Annotated in this window: 23 protein-coding genes; 13 read left to right on the forward strand and 10 right to left on the reverse strand. The window is 44.2% G+C overall.

What is annotated here, in order from left to right; all coding sequences use genetic code 11:
- Positions 1–26 precede the first annotated feature (26 nt).
- Genes JCM16418_RS09995 through JCM16418_RS10005 form a run of 3 tightly spaced genes read right to left on the reverse strand, consistent with a single transcriptional unit; the run spans position 27 to position 2,971 of the window.
- On the reverse strand, positions 27–941 hold the full coding sequence (locus JCM16418_RS09995; RefSeq protein WP_036648257.1) for a glycine betaine ABC transporter substrate-binding protein: 915 nt from the start codon (positions 939–941) through the stop codon (positions 27–29).
- Between the two features lies 1 nt (position 942).
- Entirely contained in the window at positions 943–1,776 is an 834-nt protein-coding gene (locus tag JCM16418_RS10000; protein ID WP_036648259.1) for an ABC transporter permease, read from the reverse strand.
- A complete protein-coding gene (locus JCM16418_RS10005) occupies positions 1,754–2,971 on the reverse strand; it encodes a quaternary amine ABC transporter ATP-binding protein (protein WP_036648261.1) in 1,218 nt (405 codons plus the stop codon). Before JCM16418_RS10005 ends, JCM16418_RS10000 begins: the two co-directional genes overlap by 23 nt.
- Before the next feature lie 326 nt (positions 2,972–3,297).
- Between JCM16418_RS10005 and JCM16418_RS10010 the strand changes: the two genes are divergently transcribed.
- From JCM16418_RS10010 to JCM16418_RS10030, 5 genes are all read left to right on the forward strand, one after another.
- A complete protein-coding gene (locus JCM16418_RS10010) occupies positions 3,298–3,858 on the forward strand; it encodes a GbsR/MarR family transcriptional regulator (protein ID WP_036648264.1) in 561 nt (186 codons plus the stop codon).
- Positions 3,859–3,948: 90 nt separating this feature from the next.
- The gene (locus JCM16418_RS10015; RefSeq protein ID WP_036648267.1) at positions 3,949–4,644 is read left to right on the forward strand and encodes a response regulator transcription factor; all 696 of its coding nucleotides are present in this window, start codon (positions 3,949–3,951) and stop codon (positions 4,642–4,644) included.
- Position 4,645: 1 nt separating this feature from the next.
- Positions 4,646–5,578, forward strand: a complete 933-nt coding sequence (locus JCM16418_RS10020; RefSeq protein ID WP_036648271.1) for a sensor histidine kinase — start codon at positions 4,646–4,648, stop codon at positions 5,576–5,578.
- Positions 5,579–5,684: 106 nt separating this feature from the next.
- Positions 5,685–6,608, forward strand: coding sequence for an ATP-binding cassette domain-containing protein (locus JCM16418_RS10025; protein WP_036648273.1), 924 nt, complete (start codon positions 5,685–5,687; stop codon positions 6,606–6,608).
- Positions 6,601–7,290 (forward strand): ABC transporter permease, encoded by a 690-nt coding sequence (locus JCM16418_RS10030; protein WP_036648275.1) that lies wholly within the window; start codon positions 6,601–6,603, stop codon positions 7,288–7,290. The genes JCM16418_RS10025 and JCM16418_RS10030 overlap by 8 nt, the downstream gene beginning before the upstream one ends.
- 24 nt (positions 7,291–7,314) lie before the next feature.
- Here JCM16418_RS10030 and JCM16418_RS10035 read toward each other — a convergent pair whose 3' ends face one another.
- Together JCM16418_RS10035 and JCM16418_RS10040 are read right to left on the reverse strand one after the other, a co-directional pair.
- Positions 7,315–7,827 carry a DUF4188 domain-containing protein gene (locus JCM16418_RS10035; RefSeq protein WP_036648277.1) on the reverse strand — a complete coding sequence of 171 codons (513 nt, stop codon included), beginning with the start codon at positions 7,825–7,827 and terminating at the stop codon, positions 7,315–7,317.
- Positions 7,820–8,482 carry a TetR/AcrR family transcriptional regulator gene (locus JCM16418_RS10040; protein WP_036648279.1) on the reverse strand — a complete coding sequence of 221 codons (663 nt, stop codon included), beginning with the start codon at positions 8,480–8,482 and terminating at the stop codon, positions 7,820–7,822. Before JCM16418_RS10040 ends, JCM16418_RS10035 begins: the two co-directional genes overlap by 8 nt.
- Positions 8,483–8,686: 204 nt before the next feature.
- Here JCM16418_RS10040 and JCM16418_RS10045 point away from each other — a divergent pair, with 204 nt between their 5' ends.
- Both JCM16418_RS10045 and JCM16418_RS10050 read left to right on the forward strand, forming a co-directional pair.
- Positions 8,687–9,289, forward strand: coding sequence for a YkoP family protein (locus JCM16418_RS10045; RefSeq protein WP_162832473.1), 603 nt, complete (start codon positions 8,687–8,689; stop codon positions 9,287–9,289).
- Positions 9,286–10,077 carry a polysaccharide deacetylase family protein gene (locus JCM16418_RS10050; RefSeq protein WP_081765387.1) on the forward strand — a complete coding sequence of 264 codons (792 nt, stop codon included), beginning with the start codon at positions 9,286–9,288 and terminating at the stop codon, positions 10,075–10,077. The genes JCM16418_RS10045 and JCM16418_RS10050 overlap by 4 nt, the downstream gene beginning before the upstream one ends.
- Before the next feature lie 32 nt (positions 10,078–10,109).
- Here JCM16418_RS10050 and JCM16418_RS10055 read toward each other — a convergent pair whose 3' ends face one another.
- On the reverse strand, positions 10,110–11,168 hold the full coding sequence (locus JCM16418_RS10055) for an acyltransferase family protein (RefSeq protein ID WP_036648280.1): 1,059 nt from the start codon (positions 11,166–11,168) through the stop codon (positions 10,110–10,112).
- A gap of 131 nt (positions 11,169–11,299) precedes the next feature.
- A complete protein-coding gene (locus tag JCM16418_RS10060; RefSeq protein WP_036648282.1) occupies positions 11,300–11,860 on the reverse strand; it encodes a QcrA and Rieske domain-containing protein in 561 nt (186 codons plus the stop codon).
- A gap of 462 nt (positions 11,861–12,322) precedes the next feature.
- Here JCM16418_RS10060 and JCM16418_RS10065 point away from each other — a divergent pair, with 462 nt between their 5' ends.
- From JCM16418_RS10065 to JCM16418_RS10085, 5 genes are read left to right on the forward strand one after another with little or no spacing between them, the layout of a single operon-like run.
- Positions 12,323–13,774: a sulfatase family protein gene (locus tag JCM16418_RS10065; RefSeq protein WP_256203049.1), complete on the forward strand. Its 1,452-nt coding sequence runs from the start codon at positions 12,323–12,325 to the stop codon at positions 13,772–13,774.
- Between the two features lie 30 nt (positions 13,775–13,804).
- On the forward strand, positions 13,805–14,572 hold the full coding sequence (locus JCM16418_RS10070) for an ABC transporter permease (protein WP_036648285.1): 768 nt from the start codon (positions 13,805–13,807) through the stop codon (positions 14,570–14,572).
- The gene (locus JCM16418_RS10075; protein ID WP_242403773.1) at positions 14,548–15,399 is read left to right on the forward strand and encodes an ABC transporter ATP-binding protein; all 852 of its coding nucleotides are present in this window, start codon (positions 14,548–14,550) and stop codon (positions 15,397–15,399) included. The genes JCM16418_RS10070 and JCM16418_RS10075 overlap by 25 nt, the downstream gene beginning before the upstream one ends.
- Positions 15,396–16,010, forward strand: coding sequence for an ABC transporter substrate-binding protein (locus JCM16418_RS10080; RefSeq protein WP_036648288.1), 615 nt, complete (start codon positions 15,396–15,398; stop codon positions 16,008–16,010). The genes JCM16418_RS10075 and JCM16418_RS10080 overlap by 4 nt, the downstream gene beginning before the upstream one ends.
- A gap of 17 nt (positions 16,011–16,027) precedes the next feature.
- On the forward strand, positions 16,028–16,495 hold the full coding sequence (locus tag JCM16418_RS10085) for an ABC transporter substrate-binding protein (RefSeq protein ID WP_036648290.1): 468 nt from the start codon (positions 16,028–16,030) through the stop codon (positions 16,493–16,495).
- Here the strand turns inward: JCM16418_RS10085 and JCM16418_RS10090 are convergent.
- The 3 genes from JCM16418_RS10090 to JCM16418_RS10100 are packed head-to-tail and all read right to left on the reverse strand — an operon-like array spanning position 16,492 to position 19,581.
- Positions 16,492–17,190 carry a response regulator transcription factor gene (locus JCM16418_RS10090; RefSeq protein ID WP_036648292.1) on the reverse strand — a complete coding sequence of 233 codons (699 nt, stop codon included), beginning with the start codon at positions 17,188–17,190 and terminating at the stop codon, positions 16,492–16,494. The two genes, JCM16418_RS10085 and JCM16418_RS10090, sit on opposite strands and share 4 nt — an antisense overlap.
- A 14-nt stretch (positions 17,191–17,204) precedes the next feature.
- Positions 17,205–18,704: a sensor histidine kinase gene (locus tag JCM16418_RS10095; RefSeq protein ID WP_036648294.1), complete on the reverse strand. Its 1,500-nt coding sequence runs from the start codon at positions 18,702–18,704 to the stop codon at positions 17,205–17,207.
- A 40-nt stretch (positions 18,705–18,744) separates the two neighbouring features.
- Positions 18,745–19,581 carry an AraC family transcriptional regulator gene (locus JCM16418_RS10100; RefSeq protein WP_036648296.1) on the reverse strand — a complete coding sequence of 279 codons (837 nt, stop codon included), beginning with the start codon at positions 19,579–19,581 and terminating at the stop codon, positions 18,745–18,747.
- 150 nt (positions 19,582–19,731) lie between these two features.
- On the opposite strand from JCM16418_RS10100, the gene JCM16418_RS10105 reads away from it, so the two are divergent.
- Positions 19,732–21,243 carry a sulfatase family protein gene (locus JCM16418_RS10105; protein WP_036648298.1) on the forward strand — a complete coding sequence of 504 codons (1,512 nt, stop codon included), beginning with the start codon at positions 19,732–19,734 and terminating at the stop codon, positions 21,241–21,243.
- Positions 21,244–21,494: the final 251 nt, after the last annotated feature.

Genomic DNA, 21,494 nt, shown 5'->3' on the forward strand with positions numbered 1-21,494 from the left:
ATTTGAGTAGGTTATAAGTTCTGACCTTATTTCTTCAAATCCTCAATGGAATTGATATCTACATAAGACGGTACAACGAGACCCGTTTTCACACCGGTCATATTGGCTCCTAGATCATCAAACTTACCTTTAAATTTCTCATAATAGTCCGCATGAGTTAGAGGAAGCCATGCCGCTGCAGTTGCATCAATATCGCCCTTAGCTACGCCAGTCCACATCGGTCCAGCTTCAACTTGAAGCGCAGTTACTTTGTATCCTAATTTATTTTCTAAAATATATTTAAGCAGATTTGTACTTGCTATTTCGGAATCCCAAGCAACATAACCTAGCTTAATCGCCTTACCATTAACAGGTTTCAAATCTTTAATCCACTCATTGACGCGGTCGCTATGGTCATCGGCCCACTTCTTAGCGGCTGCTTCCGGCTGCTCACCATCCTCAATAGCAGTCATGATTTCACCCATTTCATCCGACGACCATTCAAAACGATCAAGGAACGTATACGCTACAGGTTGATCCTCTTTCAATCCTTTGCGAGCAAGGGTATGAATTTCTTCCGCCTCGCCGTAAACCTTCTTAGGATCATCCAAATACTTGAGATCATATTTGGAGAACATCCAGTGAGGTGTCCAGCCCGTAATGATGATGGGTTTCTTATTCTTCATATCTTTCGCTAGTGTAGCTGTCATCGCAGCACCTGATCCTTCAATTAGTTTCCAGTCGGTTAGTTCATACTCTTGCAGTGCTTTGTTGGTAGCCTTCATAATGCCAGCACCAGGATCGATACCAATAATCTCATACTTCACTTGTTTACCGAAGGATTCGCTGTTAGAACCTGGTTCTTTATCACCACTGCTTGCGTTATTGTTCGAATTGCAGGCAGAAAGCATGAGTACACTAGCGAGTCCTAGCATCATCATCCATTTGGTTTGTTTTTTCATATTATCGTCTCCTTTTATTCGAAGTAAATAATCGTTGCGTAAAGCGATCTAATACGATAGCCAAAATAACTACAGCAAGTCCAGCTTCAAAACCTTTACCAATTTGGAGCTGTGTAACTGCGCGGTATACTTCGGCACCAATACCTTGGGCACCAATCATGGAAGCAATGACAACCATAGAGAGGGATAACATAATCGTCTGATTAATTCCTGCCATTAATGTTGGTAATGCCAAAGGAATCTGTACTTTAAAGAGCTTCTGCATCGATGTTGATCCAAAGGCGTCCGCTGCTTCAGTAAGCTCGCCCGATACTTGCTTAATGCCGAGTAGCGTCAAGCGAATTGTAGGGGGAATAGCAAAGATAACAGATGCAATGACACCCGGTACCACACCAAGACTAAAGAATGTCACAGCTGGGAGCAGATATACGAATGCTGGCATGGTTTGCATGAAATCGAGCAAAGGAGTAATGATTCGTGCTGCGCCTTTGCTATATGCACACCATATTCCAATCGGAACTCCGAGAATAACGGAGATCAATGCTGATGTAATGACTAGACTAAGCGTATCCATGGTCTGTGACCAGAAGCCCAAGTTGTAGATTAACAGAAACCCGACTACAGAGAACAAGGTCAATGAAATCCGTCCTACCAAGAAGGCGAGAACACCAAGTATGGCAATAAACAGCAGCGGATGGGGAAGCATGAACAGCCAATTAAAGGCGTTTACGACCCCTTCAATGACAGAGGATATAATGTCAAACAAGAATACTAAATGATCCTCCATCCAGCTAACGATCGTTTCAATCCAATCAGCTAATGGTATTTTCTGCATTAGGGCCCACCTCCTTGGCATTGCTTTCTCCAGCGAGTGCACCGAGAACGGCTCCTCGCACGATGACGCCGACTAATCGGTTACTATCATCGACAACGGCCAAAGGTACCTTGGCCAGACTTGTTACTTCAAATAGTTCATTAATAAGAACATCCGGATGTACACGTGGTCCATCCACAATGAGTATATCTTCGAGTGTTCTACCACTGCGCATGGCTTCAGAAGCATCCTCTGCTGTAATTACGCCTAACATCCGCTTGCTGCGGTCGATGACGAATAGATTAGAAATTCCGCGCTCACGCATCAGTTCCAGTGCTACACGAGGTCCTCGGTCGATCATGATTGTCTCTGGGCGGCGCATCACATGAGAGGCTGTAAGAACTTTAGATAAATCTACGTCCTCGACAAACCGTTCCACATAGGAGTTCGCAGGCTGGGTCAATATCTCTTCAGGCGTACCTATTTGTACCACAGCCCCATCCTTCATTAAGGCAATTCGATCTCCAATCCGCAAGGCTTCATCGAGGTCATGTGTAATGAAGATAATAGTCTTCTTCATTTTCTCTTGTAGCTCCAGTAATTCATCTTGCATATCCCGGCGAATGAGCGGATCGAGTGCACTGAAGGCCTCATCCATCAGTAACACTTCAGGATCATTGGCTAATGCTCTTGCGAGTCCGACACGTTGCTGCATACCACCGCTTAACTCATCTGGACGTTTATTCTCCCAACCTTCGAGTCCAACCAAAGCAAGTGATTGTTTGGCTTTGTCACGGCGCTTTTGTTTATCTTTCTTTTGAATTTCTAGGCCGTACTCTACATTTTCGAGAACCGTACGATGTGGAAATAGCGCAAACTTCTGAAAGACCATACTGATGGTCTCGCGTCGAACCTTACGCAACTGTTCCTTGTTCATTTTCATTAAATCCTTGCCATGAACAAGAATTTCTCCCCCCGTAGGCTCGATAAGTCTGTTTAACATTCGCACTAAAGTAGACTTACCACTACCGGATAGACCCATAATGACGAAGATCTCACCTTCCTCAATAGAGAGGCTGGCACGATTAACGCCAACCGTTACAGATTTTTCTTTGGCTAGCTTCTCTTTAGTCCAGCCTTGTTCGAGGAGCTCTAAACTCTGCTCGGCATGTGGACCGAACAATTTACTCACTTGTTTAATTTGTAAGATGGACATCATATACCCCCTTGATTGCTTTTCCTATAAAAAGAACCTTCGAACGCTCATGATACTTAAAAACCTATGCATAACATTGTAACAATCAGTCTATATAGTATCAAACGTTTTAACGGTATGTAAAGAACGTACAGATAAAACTGTACAAAGCATACTCCGATTTCCTTCGAGTTTCTCCCAATCGCTGACTTGTTGCCAGCTTTACATTTAAAAATGGTTTTTTTACAATAGACATTGAAGGTTTGGCCTTATTAATTTCTGCTTGGATGATGGATAATATACAAAAGGCATGTAAAGAATGGTTGAACTATAAGGAGGTTGCAAGCATGGGCTTGGACCAATTCAGTGAAGAACACGACGAAGCTTTGCATAAGATGCGAAAGCGCGTCATTGAAACAATAGGAAGAAACATGGATTTATATGGAATATCTCAATCTACAGGACATCTATACGGCATGTTATTTTTTGCAGATCAACCGATGACGCTGGACCAAATGGGCAGTGAGATGAAGATGAGCAAGACCAGTATGAGTACGGGTATACGAACATTACTGGATTTGAAAATGGTTAATAAGGTGTGGGAAAAAGGATCACGTAAGGATTTGTATGAGGTTGAGTATGATTGGTATCAAACCTTCACCGACTTTTTTGATGTTAAATGGAGAAAATCAGTTGAAGCAAACATTATGATACTTAGAAAATCCATAGATGAGATGGATCGAATGCTGGAAGAGTATGCGGGGAATCCTGAACTCTTCGCTGCGCTTCAGAAGGATAAGATGAAGCTTCACGAGGCAGTATCATATTATCAATGGCTGGACAGGCTTATTGATACGTTTGAGAGTGGGGAAATATTTAAGTTGGTCCCGAAGGAGCCACCTATGTAATTTGATAAAGACTGGAAACCGGATACTCTTGTATCCGGTTTTTTAGCGTATAGTATACTTATACATATTTGAGGGATAGGCGGGGATAAAATGACGGTAAGTATACTACTTGTTGAAGATGACTCTTCTATTGGCGAAATGGTAGAAAGCTATTTAACGATGGAGGGATTTCGCATTGTACATGCGAAGGATGGCGAAGAAGCGCTTAAGCGATTCAGCGAGGAACCGTTCGATCTGGTACTGCTGGATATGATGCTTCCTAAGATCAGTGGAATGGATTTTCTGAAGAAGATTAGGCAAAACAGTCATGTGCCCGTCCTGATCGTATCCGCCAAAGATAGCGAGGTGGATAAAGCCCTTGGACTAGGCTTCGGCGCGGATGATTACATTACGAAACCATTTTCAATGATTGAACTTACAGCTAGAGTGAAGGCGGCTGTTAGGCGTGCAACGCATTATATCATCCCTCAAGAAAAGCCCGCGCAGGTTGTTCAAATCCATCAGCTAAGTATGGATATGGATAATCTGACTGTAAGCAAGAATGGTGTGGAGCTCAAGCTAACTGCGAAAGAATTACAGCTTTTGAAGTTATTTTTACTAAATCCCAAAAAGGTATTTACGAAGCAGCAAATTTTCAATTCCGTGTGGAATGATGATTATTTCGGGGATGAGAATGTCATTAACGTACATATGAGTCGTTTACGTGAGAAGATTGAGGACAACCCTTCTGAGCCTATGTACATCAAAACCCTATGGGGAATCGGCTATCGGTTAGGTGAATTTTAAAATGATCCTTGCGTTGCTGGTTGTTATTGCGCTGCTGCTCTTCTGGAATGGTTTTCAGTACTTTTCTAGGAAAAATCGTAATCAGGATATACAGTATATGACGTCTAAGCTAAGCCGTATTTTGAATGAATCTTCCTCGGAGCAATTAATGGTCGTTACGGATGATCATCATATTCGGTCCTTATTAAGCGTGATAAATGAAATGCTAACAATGAAGCTTCAGACGGAGGCGGATTTTACCCGCACAGAACTTGCTATGCGAAGAATGCTTTCGAATATTTCACATGATCTAAAGACACCTCTAACGGTTGTGCTCGGATACATGGAAACGCTGCTAAGGCATCCGGAACTAAGCCCTTTGGAAAGAGAGAAGTTATTAATTAAGGTACATGCGAAGGCAGGAGAGGTGGTTGAATTAATGAACCGATTTTTCGATCTTGCGAAGCTAGAATCAGGGGATAAAGAGCTTCCCCTTACCCGTGTACATATGAATGAAATTTGTCGTAACAATATGCTGATGTTCTATGATTCCATAGAGTCTCATGGTTTTGAAGTGGTGATTGATATCCAAGACGCACCGATCTATGCATGGGCAAATGAAGAAGCACTTGACCGCGCTCTGGGCAATTTGTTATCCAATGCGATCAGGTATGGTAATGATGGGAAGGCCATAGGCATGGCGCTACGCAGCGATGAGCAACATGTATACATCGATGTGTGGGATCAAGGAAAGGGAATAAGTGAACGTGAGCAAGAGCTTATTTTTGAACGAATGTATACGCTAGAAGATTCTAGGAACAAAGCTTTTCAAGGAAGTGGACTTGGACTCACGATAACGAAAAGACTGATCGAACAGCTTGAAGGTGATATCCAGGTGCGTAGTAAGCCCTATGCTCAAACCGTGTTCACGATTCGTTTGCGACGTCTTTCTTAACCTCAGACATGAACCTTAAGATATTCGTAAGAATTAAGCAACAAAAATGAAAATGTTAAGGGATAGAATGATCTTAAGGAAGTAAATAAGAGGGGGCAAGAGCCAAATGAGTTACATCGTGAGCACACGTCATGTTAGTAAAATATATAAAGGTAAAGAAGTCGTTTCAGATGTGAGTTTAAACATCACTAAAGGTCAAATTTACGGTTTTCTAGGTCCCAATGGAGCAGGTAAGACGACTTTAATGAGAATGCTCTTAAATTTGGTGAAGCCAACTAGCGGGGAAATTGAACTTTTCGGAGAGCAATTGAAGCCAGGCTCGGTAGAATTGTTTAAGCGAATGGGTAGCATTATTGAATATCCAGTATTTTATGAAAAATTAACAGCTAAAGAAAACATGGAGCTACACTGCGAATATATGGGTTTACATAATACGAAGGCCATTGGAGAGGCGCTAGAAATGGTTAAGCTCACTTCGATTGACGGCAAGGCAGTAGGAGAATTTTCCTTGGGAATGAAGCAGAGGCTCGGAATGGCTCGTGCGATTGTTACCAAGCCTGAACTGCTCATTCTAGATGAACCCATCAATGGACTAGACCCAGTGGGTATCAAGGAGTTTAGAAGTCTGTTCCGTATGCTCAGTAAGGAATATCGTATGACCCTGTTTATTTCGAGTCATCTGCTTAGCGAAATTGAGCAGGTCGCCGATACGATTGGCATCATCCAGAACGGCAAGTTTATGGAAGAAATAGCTATGGATGATATCCGTAATCGTAATACCGATTACATTGAAGTCGTCACACCGCAATGCAAACAAGCAGCATTCATTCTGGAAAATGACCTGAACATTCGTAATTTTCGTATTATCGGAAATAATATCATTCGTATTTATGAATCGGGCATCTCGCAACCAGAAGTGACGAAAGTGCTAGTCCTTAACGATATATCTATTGAATCGATCAACCATAAACACACTTCACTTGAGGAATACTTCATGCATCAGATCGACGGAGGTGAGAAATATGCTTAAACTAATCAAGCTCGAAATGAAAAAGAATAAGTTTGGATGGTATTGGAAAGGTGCAGCGATTGCCAATATTGTTATTCTTCTCTTTATCTGGCTAATCGCATTTACTCAAGAGAGTGAGGATGTAGCATTCTCTAACTTTGAGGAGTTATATTCTACGATTGGTATTTTTGTCAGAGCTACGTTCGCTATATTCGCTTCCGTATTAATTAGTAGACTGATCATTGATGAGTATAAGAATAAGACCATGACCGTACTTTTTACCTATCCTATCTCTAGGAAGAAATTAATGATTGCTAAACTCATTTTGATTATCGGAATGACCTTGGTTTCGATTCTGGTTTCCATGCTTTTTGTATCCACTACGTTTACCATCTTGAATGCTTATTTTCAATTTATTCCTGGATCGCCGAATGCTGATCTTCTGTTCAATCAAGGATTTCACCTCCTAATCGTAGCCATTTCTACAGCCGGGTTAAGCTTGATTCCACTATACTTTGGGATGCGTAAGAAGTCAGTATCTGCAACAATCGTATCTTCGGTTCTTATCATTTCTGTGATTAGCTCCTCGAATAAGGATTTCTCACTTGGTTCATTTCTGAGTGTATCCATTTCGCTTGGGATTCTCGGTCTCTTCATTGCTTACTTGTCATTCCGAAATGTAGATCGTACGGATATTGTGTAAATAAAGGACTGAACGAATACTCAATCATGCTTTAGGATTAGGCGGCGATGGCACAGCAGGTTCTCGGTTTAGACCGAGTCTGCGGCCTGCCGTCTCTTTTTTTCCTACTGCGGGTACGTGCATGCCTGCTTTGGCAAGACCAGAGATTGGCATATTGTTGTATACCGCTTCATATTGACCCTGCGGAATAAGATAAGTCTCGTGAAAAATACCTACGGTACCATCTGTTCCAATACTACGGTTAAAATCACGCCAAGCCTTAAGATGATTCTCCCCGTGCCGTGCATACTTCTCTAATTGTTCAAAAGATGACCAATATTGAACAAGCAGAACCCCTCGCCAAGACAGATGGTAACTACCATCCAAGAATCCAAGCTCACGGTTTATATACAGTTCCTTAATCATACGTGGCATCGCCATGAATACAGGTAACCATTTATGCACAGCCCATAGTCGGTTGATCCGCATACCAATGTGAAATACAACGAAAGAATCATCCATTTGTGCGGTATATCTACCTGGAACAACTTTACTCATCACTAAATTCCTCCTTAGATTGTTGCTTCTCAATTCGTTTCAAATGATCTTCGTATACTGGAAATACATCGGCAGCTGCATAAATTCGTGAGGTCAGAAATGCACCATAAAACACAGTGAATAAAAACTGTACTGCATCAAGCACACTTACCCCCGGCTTTAATTGCCCGTCTTGTTCCGCCTCGGACATACATTTACGGAATACCTCGAACATATCGGGCGTCCGGGCACCTTGTTCTTCATGTCCCTCAAAGAGGAGGTGGACCTCTGCCTGACTGAGTTCGGGCATTTTCGGATGCATGTTCATTTCTGCCAAGAAAGCGATAAGACTCGGCATGAGTCCATGATTTGCTCGTGACATTTCCGCAACTTGACCAAGTATATATCGCACACCTTCAAACCCGCGTAAGGATCGTTCTTCGATGTCAATGATCCATTGGGTTAACAAGACACGCATCGTATACACAAGCAAATCTTCTTTTTTAGGAAAAAATTTAAAGAAGGTCACACGTGACACTTCTGCTTGCCTGCATATATCATCCAGCATCACATCCCGGAACATCTGATCTCCAATCAATGACATGCTGGCTTGGAACAATGCAATTTTGGTCTTGGCTTTTTTAAGTTCACGTAGAGGGAACAGGGTGTAGTTCATGAGAGATGTCCTCCTTTAATCATTAACTTATGTAAATAAATTAACTTAAGTACAGTTATTTTGTCAAGATGAAGCGAGCTGGGTTGAGGTATAGTCTTAAGAAATTCGTAAGGTCCGAGTAAGAGAAAAGAGAGCCTTGTTCTATACAATATCAATTAGAGAGAGGGTAACATCGAATAAGGTTTTTCACAGGGAGAGAATACAATGACAATGATGAATATGATTAGTACAGCATCCAGAACAGGGATACAATCAGCATGGATGATATGGGAAGGTATATTCGATCAAATCACAAAGCTGCGGAGCATATCTGTTACACAATATGGCATATGTAAGCTGGTCATCAAGAAACACCGCGGGAGAACTATGACTTGTGCGGACGGATGCATGATACATGCTGGAGATTGGGTGGGGGAGCTTCATCTGGATAATCGAATGGTGTTGGAGCTGTCACGTACGAATGGACCAGAGCGAACGGCACTCATGACGGCACGGATGCTGCGTAAATCGCTTGAGCAAATCAGCAATGAAGCAGAGCATAATCCTGAGCTTAGAACGTTACAAGCCTTATCAGGTATCACACTGCTACATCGAGGCATTATTCACGGTTTAGGGTTCGAACTACATCCGATTAAATCAAAATGGCTCAGAAGGTGGATGACATTCTATCTTAGATTCTTACTTCGGGTGCTAAATCCGGTAGGTAAACAACGTGTAAAGCAGAATACTGCTAAACTTGTTCCCATGATGCTGTTAATGTCTAGAGAATCGCTGATCCATCGTTATCGAAAAGAAGTGATGTTATGAATCTAATGAACTCGTGGTTGCCGTTAGCTTTTTTATTCTGCTCCTTTGTGTACATGATGATCCCAGTTGTAATGTCGCGAGTGCTTGGTCTAGGTGTTTATAAGAAGGGAAAACAATCACAACAGGCTGAAGTAGCCTTCACCTTTGATGACGGTCCTGATCCTTGCTATACACCAGAACTACTAGATTTACTGAAGCAATTTGAAGTGAAGGCTACCTTCTTTGTACTTGGTAGTAAAGCCGAACAGTATCCGGATTTGATACGGAGAATACATGATGAGGGGCATCAAATTGGTATTCACAATTATACGCATACATGTAACTTAGTCATTTGCCCTTGGAAAATAAAGCGTCAGCATATTGATCGCACAGCTGATATTATTGAAGCGATAATCGGGGAGAGACCGTCTAGCTATCGTCCCCCTTGGGGGATACTAAATCTAGCTGATTTATTGTGGCTGCGCAAATCCTACCAAATTGTATTGTGGTCTGTGATGGGTTGGGATTGGAAGCGTCAAGAGAGTTCTCATAAGTTAACAGACCGATTACTTCGTAACATTAAACCCGGATCGATCGTTCTCCTGCATGATAGTGGTGATACGGCAGGCGCGGATGTAGACGCACCAAAGCAGATGCTGGAGGGATTACGTATCGTGCTGCAAGAGCTTAAGTCCAAGCCTTATTCGTATGTTCGGACAGATAAACTTTTACATAAGAGAGTCGTTAGCGGATATCGGATGGACCAAAACATCCACTCGTCACGACATATTAAATCCCGGATTATATGAATAACCCGGGATGAATGTGTCGTTTTTCATATCTAAGCTTTTAGGATCGTGGAGGAAGGACTTTCATGCATCGGTTTGAGACGCTTCCGCATTGTCATTGGTTTACCTATTACAAAAGGAAAATACTTATTAATAATCAGTATGACTGGCATGGAGATTAGTAATGCGACTATCGTGTAGGCGATACTAGTTAACAGGGATAGATACGCAGGAACGTCTGTTGGTAGCTGGATTAATTTACGGATGATCGCCAGTATAAATGGATGAAATACAAGTAGAACTAACGTATTAACACCGATAAACGTTACTATTATTTGACTCTGAATGGCTTGGGACAGCATTATGATTACGAAAATCCCGCTGATCGCTGAGACGTAGAATAAGATATAGTTTCCATAGGCTCCTGAGAAAATATCAATTTTCGTGTTCAATAGACCGGTTATTAGATTCATAATGAAAAAGAGGGACAGAAACTTATAATTGAAGTAAGGAGTAAGCTTATGTTGATACTGCTTAAATAGATGACCTAATCCGAAGAAAGGTAATACGATCATTGCGGCATCTAGATTCCATAGGAGCGGCTTAGCAAATAATAGATTATAGAGTAGACCAGCGATGGCAATTGCGATAATGACCATCATAAAATGCGAAGGACTATGGTGGAATTTTTTGTGAATAACATAGTACATCATTTCAACAACAAATAGACAAATGACGAACCACAAAGTACCTGTATGGCTTGTCCAATCTGTATTTCGGATGGCTAGAAATGTACCGAGAATGGGCTTAATGACAGAGATGTCTGGATGCTCGCCTGATTTCCATTCGAGAAACCACCAGGCATACGAGGGTATCGAGAATATTAGATAAGGAAGCAAAAGGGTCTTTGATTTTTTTGCCAACATCTGTTTGAATTTCGGATATCGTTCTGAGGAGAATAAGTATCCCGAAATGAAGAAGAATAGCGGCATATGAAATGTGTAAATAAATTTGAGTAAAGGATTAGGAAGTAGTAGGGTGTGACCCCATATTACGAAAATCATCCCGAACCCTTTAGAGATATCTAACCATCCGACTCTCTTGGTATTCATGTGAAACGCCCCTTATCTATGAATATATTAGCGATACAATTTGTATCATTAATACATTCATATTATCTTCCTTATATTGGTAATGTCAATCATTTATATAGGTCTTAAGGGTAAGACAAGAGTACATTGTATTATTTATTGGATGTATTAGCTGTCGTTCCCTTGATTGGCGATAAAATATCAATTAACAATTTGCCTCCTGCAATAATAGGTTGAAAGGTTTCGAGTCCCACCAATACGACACCACCTATTGCATTTCCCTTGAAGTCAAATTCGGCACCATGACAAGGACATCGAAAGAAGAGACCATCCGTCATACGACGTTCCGTTTCAGGTGCAGGGAGAACATCACATCCTAAGTGAGAGCATACCGATGACATAATGGACAAATCCCGGTCGGCATTACTTGTGACATAAATAAAACCTTTAACGTTTTTTTTGCTAATTCCATCTCCTATCGTGGTATTATATCCAATCCTGTTAACCCCATTAATTACTTTGAATTGGTTAAGATCGCCAAGTTCTATGAGATTATCTTCTTTTTTCGAGGGAATCCCACCTTGTTGCCTGATGGCTCCATAGTATAAGAAACTGGTTAAACCAGCTACAATACCAACCGCTCCTAATGCTATTTTACCGGAGGTTCCTAAGAATAATCTTCTAGTGATCTTGTTTGGAAAACGTCTGCTCACTGCCTGTACACATCTCCCCTCAATCGTTTGCTATTATATTCGTTAGATACACTTATTTTCCTTTTAATGGATAATAATCTGAATGATACGCTGAACAATCATTTTTGCTACATTTATAACATGGTCATTATTAGCCCTAATCGTTATTCCTGAGCTTCGCTTATCTGATCCAGGCTTATGAAGACAACGAGCATCCTGATACTATACCCCTTCAAATAGACACTAAGAAACCTAATGTGATTACAGGAGGAAACGAGTGAACTTGGAGGGGATTTTTGTTATGACTTTTTTTAATTCCCGCAAAAGGATGTCGTTGATAATGGTTCTCCAGAAAAAGTTGTAAAAAAGTTCAACCTTTTGTATTCAAGAAATCAAAATTATACTTAATTAATGAAAGCGGATACATATCAGTGATAGCAACTTAAACAAAATTTTGGAGCAAAGGATTTGATAAGCATGAGAATGATCTATCTGGATATTGACTCGCTCCGCCCGGATCATATGAGCTGCTATGGTTATCACCGGAAGACAACACCGAATCTGGACCGAATTGCAGCGGAAGGAATGCGGTTCGATCGCTGTTATACCGTATCTTCTCCGTGCGTGCCATCGCGCGCAAGCTTTATGTCCGGTCGATTTGGCGTCAATCATGGTGCGCTTACTCACTGGGGACCGGGCTGCGACTTTCAGTATCCGGAAGGGGATGGGCACAGCGAACGCATTCCTTTCTTTACCCGCTACCTGCGCAAGGCAGGCATGAAGACGGTCACCTTCTCGACGTTCGGGGATCGGCATCACGCCTGGTGGTATTTTGCCGGCTGGAATGAGGTTCACACCCATACGCTGAAGGAAGGAAACGAGAATGCGGACGAGGTGAACGCGGCCGTGATTCCTTGGCTTAAAGCTCACGGGAAGGAGGATAATTACTTTCTGCATATTCAGTACTGGGACCCGCACAGCTTTTATACGTATCCAAGATCATACATGGATCAGTGGAAGGATTCACCTGTTGGAGCCTTCCCGGACGAAGCGCAGATTGAAGAACAGCAAAAGAACACCTTCCCGCGTTCTGCATCCTTTCTGCACTGGGGAGATCAATATCCAGAGACGATGCCTGGTGCGATTCGCAGCCGTGAGGATTTCAAACATCTAATCGATGGCTATGACGGAGCGGTATCCTATATGGATTCCTTCGTGGGAGAATTAATGGATACGCTGCAAAAACTCGGCATTGAAGACGAGGTTTGCATCGTCGTCAGCGCGGATCATGCGGAATCGATGGGAGAGCAGGGGATCTATGTAGAGCATCCATGCGCAACGGAAGCGGTGCATCACATTCCGCTAATTATTAAGGCGCCTGGCATCGCGAAGGTACGCGGAACCTATGATGGTTTCCTCTATAATGTGGACGCTATCGCCACAATCACCGACATGGTTGGGCTGCCGATCCCACGCGGCTGGGATGGAAGGTCGTATCTTCAAGCGCTTCAAGGCGAGGAAATGGAAGGCCGTGATTATCTGGTCATGGAGCATGCCTTGTATACGTGTCAACGTTCGGTCCGTGATCCCAAGTGGTTCTTTTTAAGGACTTATCACACAGGACTCTACGACTTTGAAGAAGTAATTCTGTATGACATGGAGCAGGATCCCCATCAGACGCGGAATGTAGCTGCGGAGTACCCGGAGGTTGTGAACCTCATGGAGCATCGCATCGCAAACTGGCTGCAGGAGCAAATGAATAAACCGGGATACAAGGCCGATCCCATGCAAAAGGTGATTGAAACAGGACCTTATAAATACCTAACAGAGAACGACTGGGTCAGCCGCCTGCGCAGCAGAGGGTATGAGGAAGCTGCATCGAAGCTTCTCAGCCGGAGGACAGATGAGGGAATGAAGCCCGCTTATGAATTTTAGTACAGCATGAATAAGAGGAGGGGCAATAACATGAACGCAAGCCGCGTATCTACACGACTCATTACGCCACTCTCGGTCATTTGTGGGATATTGATCTGGTATGCTTTATCCAAAATACCGAGCGTGGGCGCTATTATTACGGATCCGATCCGTATCGCCAAAACGCTGTTCGCGGAAGCAAAGGCTGGAAGCCTCTGGACGAATATATCCGCCAGCATGCTGCGCGTGCTCGGGGGCTTTAGTCTTGGGCTTGTCGTAGCTATACCTGTCGCGTTTGTCATGGGCTGGTATAAGAATATCAGGGCGGCCATTGAGCCTTGGATCCAGTTTTTTCGTACCATTCCGCCCATTGCATTAATTCCGCTGGTCATTGTATCTCAAGGAATCGGGGAGTCAGCGAAGATTGCCGTTATTTTTATCGCAACCTTCCTGGTTATGGTGATCTCCATTTTTCAGGGTGTGCGTAACGTCGATCCAACGCTGATTAAAGCCGCACGTGTGCTGGGCGCAACCGACCGTCATATATTCTTTGAAGTAGTGGTTCCGGCCTCATTTCCTTATATTCTAATTGGTGTCCGGCTGGGTTTGGCTAGTGCCTGGACCACACTGGTTGCTGCAGAAATGACCGGAGCAAACAAGGGGCTGGGCAACATGATTATGGAAGCGAGTCTCTACTTCAGGATGGACCTTGTCATTATGGGTATTTTCGTCATCGGTGTTATTGGCCTCGCTATGGACAAAGGCGTACTCTATCTCGAAAGGAGACTGACAGGATGGCAGGAACTGCGCAAATCGTAACCCCGGGCGTAACCACATTAGAGCAGCCCAAAATCAAAATTGAGAATCTACGTAAGACATATGAGGTGCGAGGCGGTGAGGTGATTGCGCTGAATGATGCTAACCTGGACATTATGCCCAATGAATTTATCAGCGTGGTCGGACCCAGTGGCTGCGGCAAAACCACTTTACTGAACATCATTGCCGGGTTAGAAAAGGCCACCTCAGGCCGGGTAGAAGTGGATGGTAAGCTTGTTACTGAACCAGGAAAGGATCGGGGGGTCGTATTTCAGCAGTATGCCTTGTTTCCTTGGAAAACCGTCATTAAAAATATCGAGTTTGGTCTGAAGCTGCGCGGATACAACAAGGCCGAGCGGCGCGAAAAAGCTGAACAGTACCTAGAGTACGTCAACCTAAAGGATTTTGCCCATGCATATCCGAAGGAGCTGTCAGGGGGGATGAAGCAGCGTGTCGCGATTGCACGAGCCTATGCAGTTCAGCCGGAGGTACTGCTTATGGATGAGCCATTCGGTGCGCTGGATGCCCAGACAAGAGCACAGCTGCAGGAGGATCTGCTTAAGACATGGCAAACGGAGAAAAAGACCTGCTTCTTTATCACCCATGATGTGGAGGAGGCTGTCATTCTCGCCCAGCGTGTAGTCATCATGAGTGCAAGACCGGTAGAATCAAGGAAATTATCGATGTGGATATTCCGTATCCACGGGATCAAACGACGAAGATGGATCCGAAATTTATCGCAATCAAGAATGAGATTTGGGCTAAAGTATACAAGGAGTATCTGGAAGTACAAAAATAAGAAATGCCAAGGGGGAATGGGTTGTTTATGAAAACAAATACAAAAAAAGGCTTTCGTGCTTCTCTTCTGTTATCTGTAGTGATATGTTTGACACTTATGATAAGCGCCTGCGGTTCTGGCACCAAAACGGCTACAGGGGAAACGGCTGTGGAGACATCCGGGCAAGAGGCTCCTAAGGAAACTAAGACTGACTCTCCCAAATCGATTGTGAAAATCAACGTTGGATACATACCCGATCTAAATGGAGCTGCGCCGATTGTGGTGGCGGATGAAAAGGGCTATTTCAAGGATGCGGGCCTAAATGTTAACGCAGTTAAATTTTTGAGCGGTCCGCCTGAATTCCAGGCAATGGCTTCTGGCGATTTGGATATCGCCTATATTGGACCGGGTGCAACCTTCTTGGCTGCCCAAGGCCAAGGCAAGATTATCGCGCTGGCCAGCCTTGGCTTCGGTGATATGGTCTATGCGACCAAGAAATCCGGCATTCAGGATTGGAAGGATCTCAAAGGAAAAACCGTTGGAGTGCCCAAGGGAACCTCGGGTGAAATGATTCTAAACCTAGGTATTGAAAAGGGTGGACTTAAGCCATCGGATGTCAACATCGTCAACATTGACGTTGCTGGGGCGGTCTCAGCTTCGTAGCGAACAAGGTAGATGCAGTGGCTATCTGGTCACCATATACGAAGGAAATTGAGAAGCAGCTTGGCAAAGAGAATATCGTGAAGCTTGGGGATAACCGTACGTTCTATCCAGACTATGTATTCCCAGCAAGCTGGGTCGTAAATCCGAAGTTTCTGGAAGAGAAGCCTGAGGTCGTGCAGCAATTCCTAGAGGCATGGGTTAAAGCAAATGACTATAAAATCAAAAACGTGGATGAGACGATCGCTCTGACCTCAAAGTATACGCAGGTTCCGGAGGATTCATTGAAAGAGCAGTATGAAACGATGGAATGGATTGAATCCTCCAAGATCGCAGGGTATATGAAGGACGGAACAAGTGTGAAATGGTTTGAAAATTTGGAGAAGATGTTCGTGGCGAACGGCAAAATGGCTGAAGTTGTACCAGGCGACAAGTTTATCGCCACCGAACCGTTTGTGAAAGCGCAGGAAGCAGCCGGCGGCAATTAAGGCGCGCCGCGCACCTTATGGATTAAATGAATGATATTCAGCTCGCGGAGCAGGGAGATGACCTCCTTGCTCCGTTTCTTTTGGAATTTTTTCAGAATGACGTTGATCTGCGACTTAATCGTGGAAATCTCCACCTGCCGCTGCTTGGCAATTTCGGAAGTCTTGTAGCCACTGTATAGCAAATGGATGATTTCAAGCTCACTTGGCGTCAGCTGGGACAGGATCATAGTGGCCTGAAACAGGTTTTCCTGATTCTTGCGGATGCGTGTAAATTCATTCTTGATCTTACTGGTGATTTCCGGATGCATTTGTGACATACCTTCATGCGCACTGCGGACCCGCTGGACGATTTCTTGATCCGGACGGGTCTTAAGTACATAATCCACGGCTCCAGTCTCAAAGGCACTGAAGATGGTTTCATCATCCTCATGAACCGTCAGGAATACGATTCGGGCATGGGGGAATTCTTCTAAAATATGCTGCGCATAAATAATGCCGTCATGCTTGGCGTCCATCTCAATATCCATCAGAAGCACATCGGCACCAATCGTCCGCATTAGCTGTAGTGCCTGCTTGCCACTCGCGGCTTTCCCAGCAATCTGGATATCCTTATGTATGCTAAGGATGGAACAGAAATGCTCACGCAGTATGTCTAAATCCTCCGCAACGATGACCTGAATGGGTACGGTGTTCATATCGATGTTCCTCCCTAAGCTGTATGCTTTTGATAGATTGGCAGAACAATTTGAAAGGTGGTTCCATAATCAGGCTCGCTCTCGACATGAATACGCCCGTCATGACCATGCACGATCTGCTTGGCATAGGATAGACCTACGCCCCAGTTGCGGGTCGTATTTTTGCTTGTGACAAAGGGGTCGAAGATGGTTTGCAACTGTTTCTTTTCCATGCCGCAGCCATTGTCCGTCACGCTGATAATGTTGAAATTGCCCTCAGGATAGGAAGTGATCTGGATGAAGCCGCGTATCTCCTCCGGAATGGCTTCCGCCGCATTGGTCAGAATATTGTAAATCGCCTCAGACAGATGAGCCTGATCAGCGAGAATGGTGATTCCTTCATCCTCCAAGCGGATACGGACCTCAAGCTGCCTTGAACCTGAATCGAATCGGCTTAGGATGTTATTCATCAGCTCGTGCACGTACACGGAACGCAGCTGCAGGTGGGTGGTTTTGATGGAACGATACAGCTGATCCAGACGCTCGAGCGTCTCGGATACGACGATGTTGGCCTTCCCCAGTGGATCCTTACTAGTGTCAGTGCCGTGTTCATTCACAGAGGGATTCAATTTGGCTTGATTCAGCAGCACCTGAATCATCAGCAGCTGATTCTTAATTCCATGTGTGAATACCTTGATACCCATATCTGCCGTCTTTAGCTTGCGATCCAGCATTAGGGTTTCCTCTCCCATTCTCTTCTCAATATCAGTGTAACGCCATATAGATAAGAGGCTGACTGTGGATAGAATTCCTGTAATACCGATGCCAAGATACCACTCAAACAGGTTCAGCGGCGGATTGAAGTTGGTGAAATCGGAGTACAGTACATAATAAGTGTGAACATCCGTGACCTGCATGGGCCCCATGAAACCCAAATAAAAATAAAACATAACCAGCGCAAACACGCCATAGAGAATATGCTTGATCTGCCTTTTCAGCCAGGGAATTGTGACATGGGAATAATAGTAAACGATAAGCGAAGTGGCGTAGAGCGCTGATATAACAAGCCATCCGCGGGTAATAAAGCTGATGATATAAGTGCTTCTCGGACTAAGCAAGCTAAGCATGGGTTTATAAATGACAGGATCATAAAAAATGATATTGATGAGAGGTAGAATGGCATGAAGCGTCAATACCAGAAAACGATGCTTTATATGATTATTGTAGAAGAGAGAAAGGGACAGGCCTATAAAGCCAAATATGAATAGAGATCTGCCGATCGTAATCATGCGGCTGACGCCATCGATGCTGATTGGGGAATGAAGCAGCATGTTGCGAATCATGTCATTGAAAAAGAGCACAATGTTGACGCGATAATAGAATCCGCCGTATTTGGCGATAAACAGGACGAGTCCGGACATGCTGAGGAACCATCCAAGCAAAACAATCGACATCCAGTAGACGGACGGATTCTTGGCTTTGGTAATAAACATGATAATCATGGCCGACATGAGGAGGATTAGTAGAATCGTCATATCTGTAAAGCTCCTTTGATGGTTCTATTAGCTACGCCTTCTATTTGTAGTAGTGGGTTGGCGCGGAGCCGAAATAACGATGGAATGCCCGTGAAAATGAGGCGGTGTCCGAATATCCCAGACTTAGGGCTGTTTCCAGAACCGAGTGGCCTTGCTTCAGCATAAGGAGTGCTTTGTCCATTTTCAGCCGCTTCAGATATCGGGTAGGTGTGGTGCCAACGCGTTCGGTGAATAGTTTAGAAAAATAAGAGCGATGCACCCCTACATAGGCCGCGGCACTCTGAACGGTAATATCCTCGGTAAAGTGGGTATCCATATAATTTTTACTGTCCTCGATCCAGTGATCTGGTTTGGTTAGAATGCTGTTCACCGGTTCCGTAGGTAGCAGCAGGCTGAGTAACCGATACAGCAGAATAGAGCGGTTCAAACGATCATGCACAGAGCTTCCTGTTCCGATATGAAGCAGTTGCTCGAAGGAAAGCAGGAACTCACGTGTCACTTTTTGCGATGCATAGGGTACCGATTCAACGAGTGGGATCGAGGTAAGAATGAAGGAGGCCTGCTCACCTTGAAAAGCAACCCATCCCATGCGCAGCTTGTCCGGGTTCGGATGAATACGGTACGTGTAGGTATGATCTGGGAATAGACAGAATATATCGCCCTTATGCAAGATAACCGTCTGCTTACCTGTATTTAACTCCATAGCACCTGAATTTACAAAATGCAAACTATAGTAGGGTACCATTCGCGGCCCGGCATGATAACCTGGCTTGGCTTCATTCATACCCGCATGAATGGGCCAAATCCCTCCGCTTTTATCATATTCATCAGGGTTGAAATGGGTAACGTTATAGTACTCTTCAGCCCGTTCCAGCAAGAATGTATCCCCTTTCATAATACATGAATTTGCCTGAATTGTACCATACAACCTGACAAAATGTTAAAGATAGGCAACTTGCGATCATTGTTGAACGGCCTTGCTGGCAGATAAGATGATAGAAACGAACCCAGCAAAGGATGAAATGCTATGCCAAAGCCCAATATTTTACTTATTACAAGCGATCAGCAGCATTGGGACACCATCGGTGCATTTAACCCGGAAATATCAACGCCTCATTTGGATCGTCTAGTTAAAGAGGGGGCTACATTTACTAGAGCGTACTGTCCTAATTCGACCTGCACGCCTTCACGATCATCGATCATTACGGGCAAGTATCCAAGCCAGCATGGTGCATGGACGCTAGGAACAAAGCTGCCAGAAGAAGAAGTAACCGTCGGCGATTTATTGCAGGAACAAGGCTATCGGACGGCTCTGATAGGGAAAGCACATTTTCAGCCTATCTTCACCAAGGAACCATACACGACGCTGGAGGGGCGCGATCAGCTTCATAATTTTGAATTTTGGCGTGATTTTCATGGTCCATTTTATGGCTTCGAGCATGTTGAACTGCTGCGAAATCATACTAATGAATATTTAGTAGGCCAGCATTACGCGCTTTGGATGGAAGAAAGAGGCTGTGAGAATTGGCGAGATTATTATTCGGCTCCGACCGGTACGATGGATGAATCCATACAATTCTCATGGCCGATCCCTGAAGAAGTTCATTACAATACATGGATTGCCGAGCGGTCTAATCAGCTTATGGAGAAGTATAGCGGGGAGGAAGAACCATTTATGCTATGGGCCAGCTTTCCGGATCCACATCCTCCTTATCTGGTACCAGAGCCGTGGGCAAGTATGTATGATCCTGATCATTTGACGGTGCCACAGATTGTGCCGGGTGAGCATGATCATAATCCACCGCATTTTCAAATGACCCAGCAAAGAAATCCTGACTTTTCAGAATATAAAGAAACTGGCTACGGTATTCACGGTTATCATTCACATCTGGGCATGACGGAAGAGGAGCATCGGAAAGCGGTGGCTACATATTATGGGATGATCAGCTTTATGGATGAAGCGATTGGCAGCATTCTAAATAAACTGGATGAACTCGGAATTGCTGATCATACCATTATCGTATTTACGACAGATCACGGGCATCTGTTCGGCCAGCACGGCATGATGTTCAAGGGCGGCTTTCATTATGAAGACTTGCTGCGTCTTCCTTTCATCGTGAGATACCCAGGACAAACGCCTGCCGGCGTGGTCTCAGATTCCATTCAGTCGCTGGTTGATTTGGCTCCGACTTTTCTTAGATTCGCAGGTGCCATCCCGCCTCATGACATGACAGGCGTGGACCAGTCCGAAGTATGGCTTGCTCCGGAGAAGTCCGTCCGCGATCATGCAATTTGCGAATTCCGGCATGAACCGACTACGATTCATCAGAAAACCTATGTGGGTCATCGTTATAAAATTACGGTCTATTACAACCAAACCTATGGGGAACTGTTCGATTTAGAGGAGGATCCGCAAGAGATTCATAACCTATGGGATCAGGCAGAATGTCAGTCTTTGAAAATGGAGCTGCTGATGAAGTATATATGGGCGGAACTGGGGAAGGAATCGATGCCCATGCCGCGCGTATCCCATGCGTGAGCATCAGAGTTGATCATCATGCGCCCCATACGCATGTATGGGGCATGCCGTGTATACACTGTGGCCTAAATGTCAGTTTTCCGCCGTCCTAGTTGCAGATGAATCCTGGTTTGCTGCATCTGCATGCCCGAAGGCGGTAAGGAAAAATGTACATTCATCCTTCAGCTTGTCATGCTAGTCTGCATAATGTGACCAAGTCCCTCATAGACATGTATCATCAATTCAAAACAAGTGCTAAAGGGGATGATGTC

The sequence above is a fragment of the Paenibacillus pini JCM 16418 genome, assembly GCF_000576305.1.
GTDB classification, from domain to species: Bacteria; Bacillota; Bacilli; order Paenibacillales; family Paenibacillaceae; genus Paenibacillus_AQ; species Paenibacillus_AQ pini.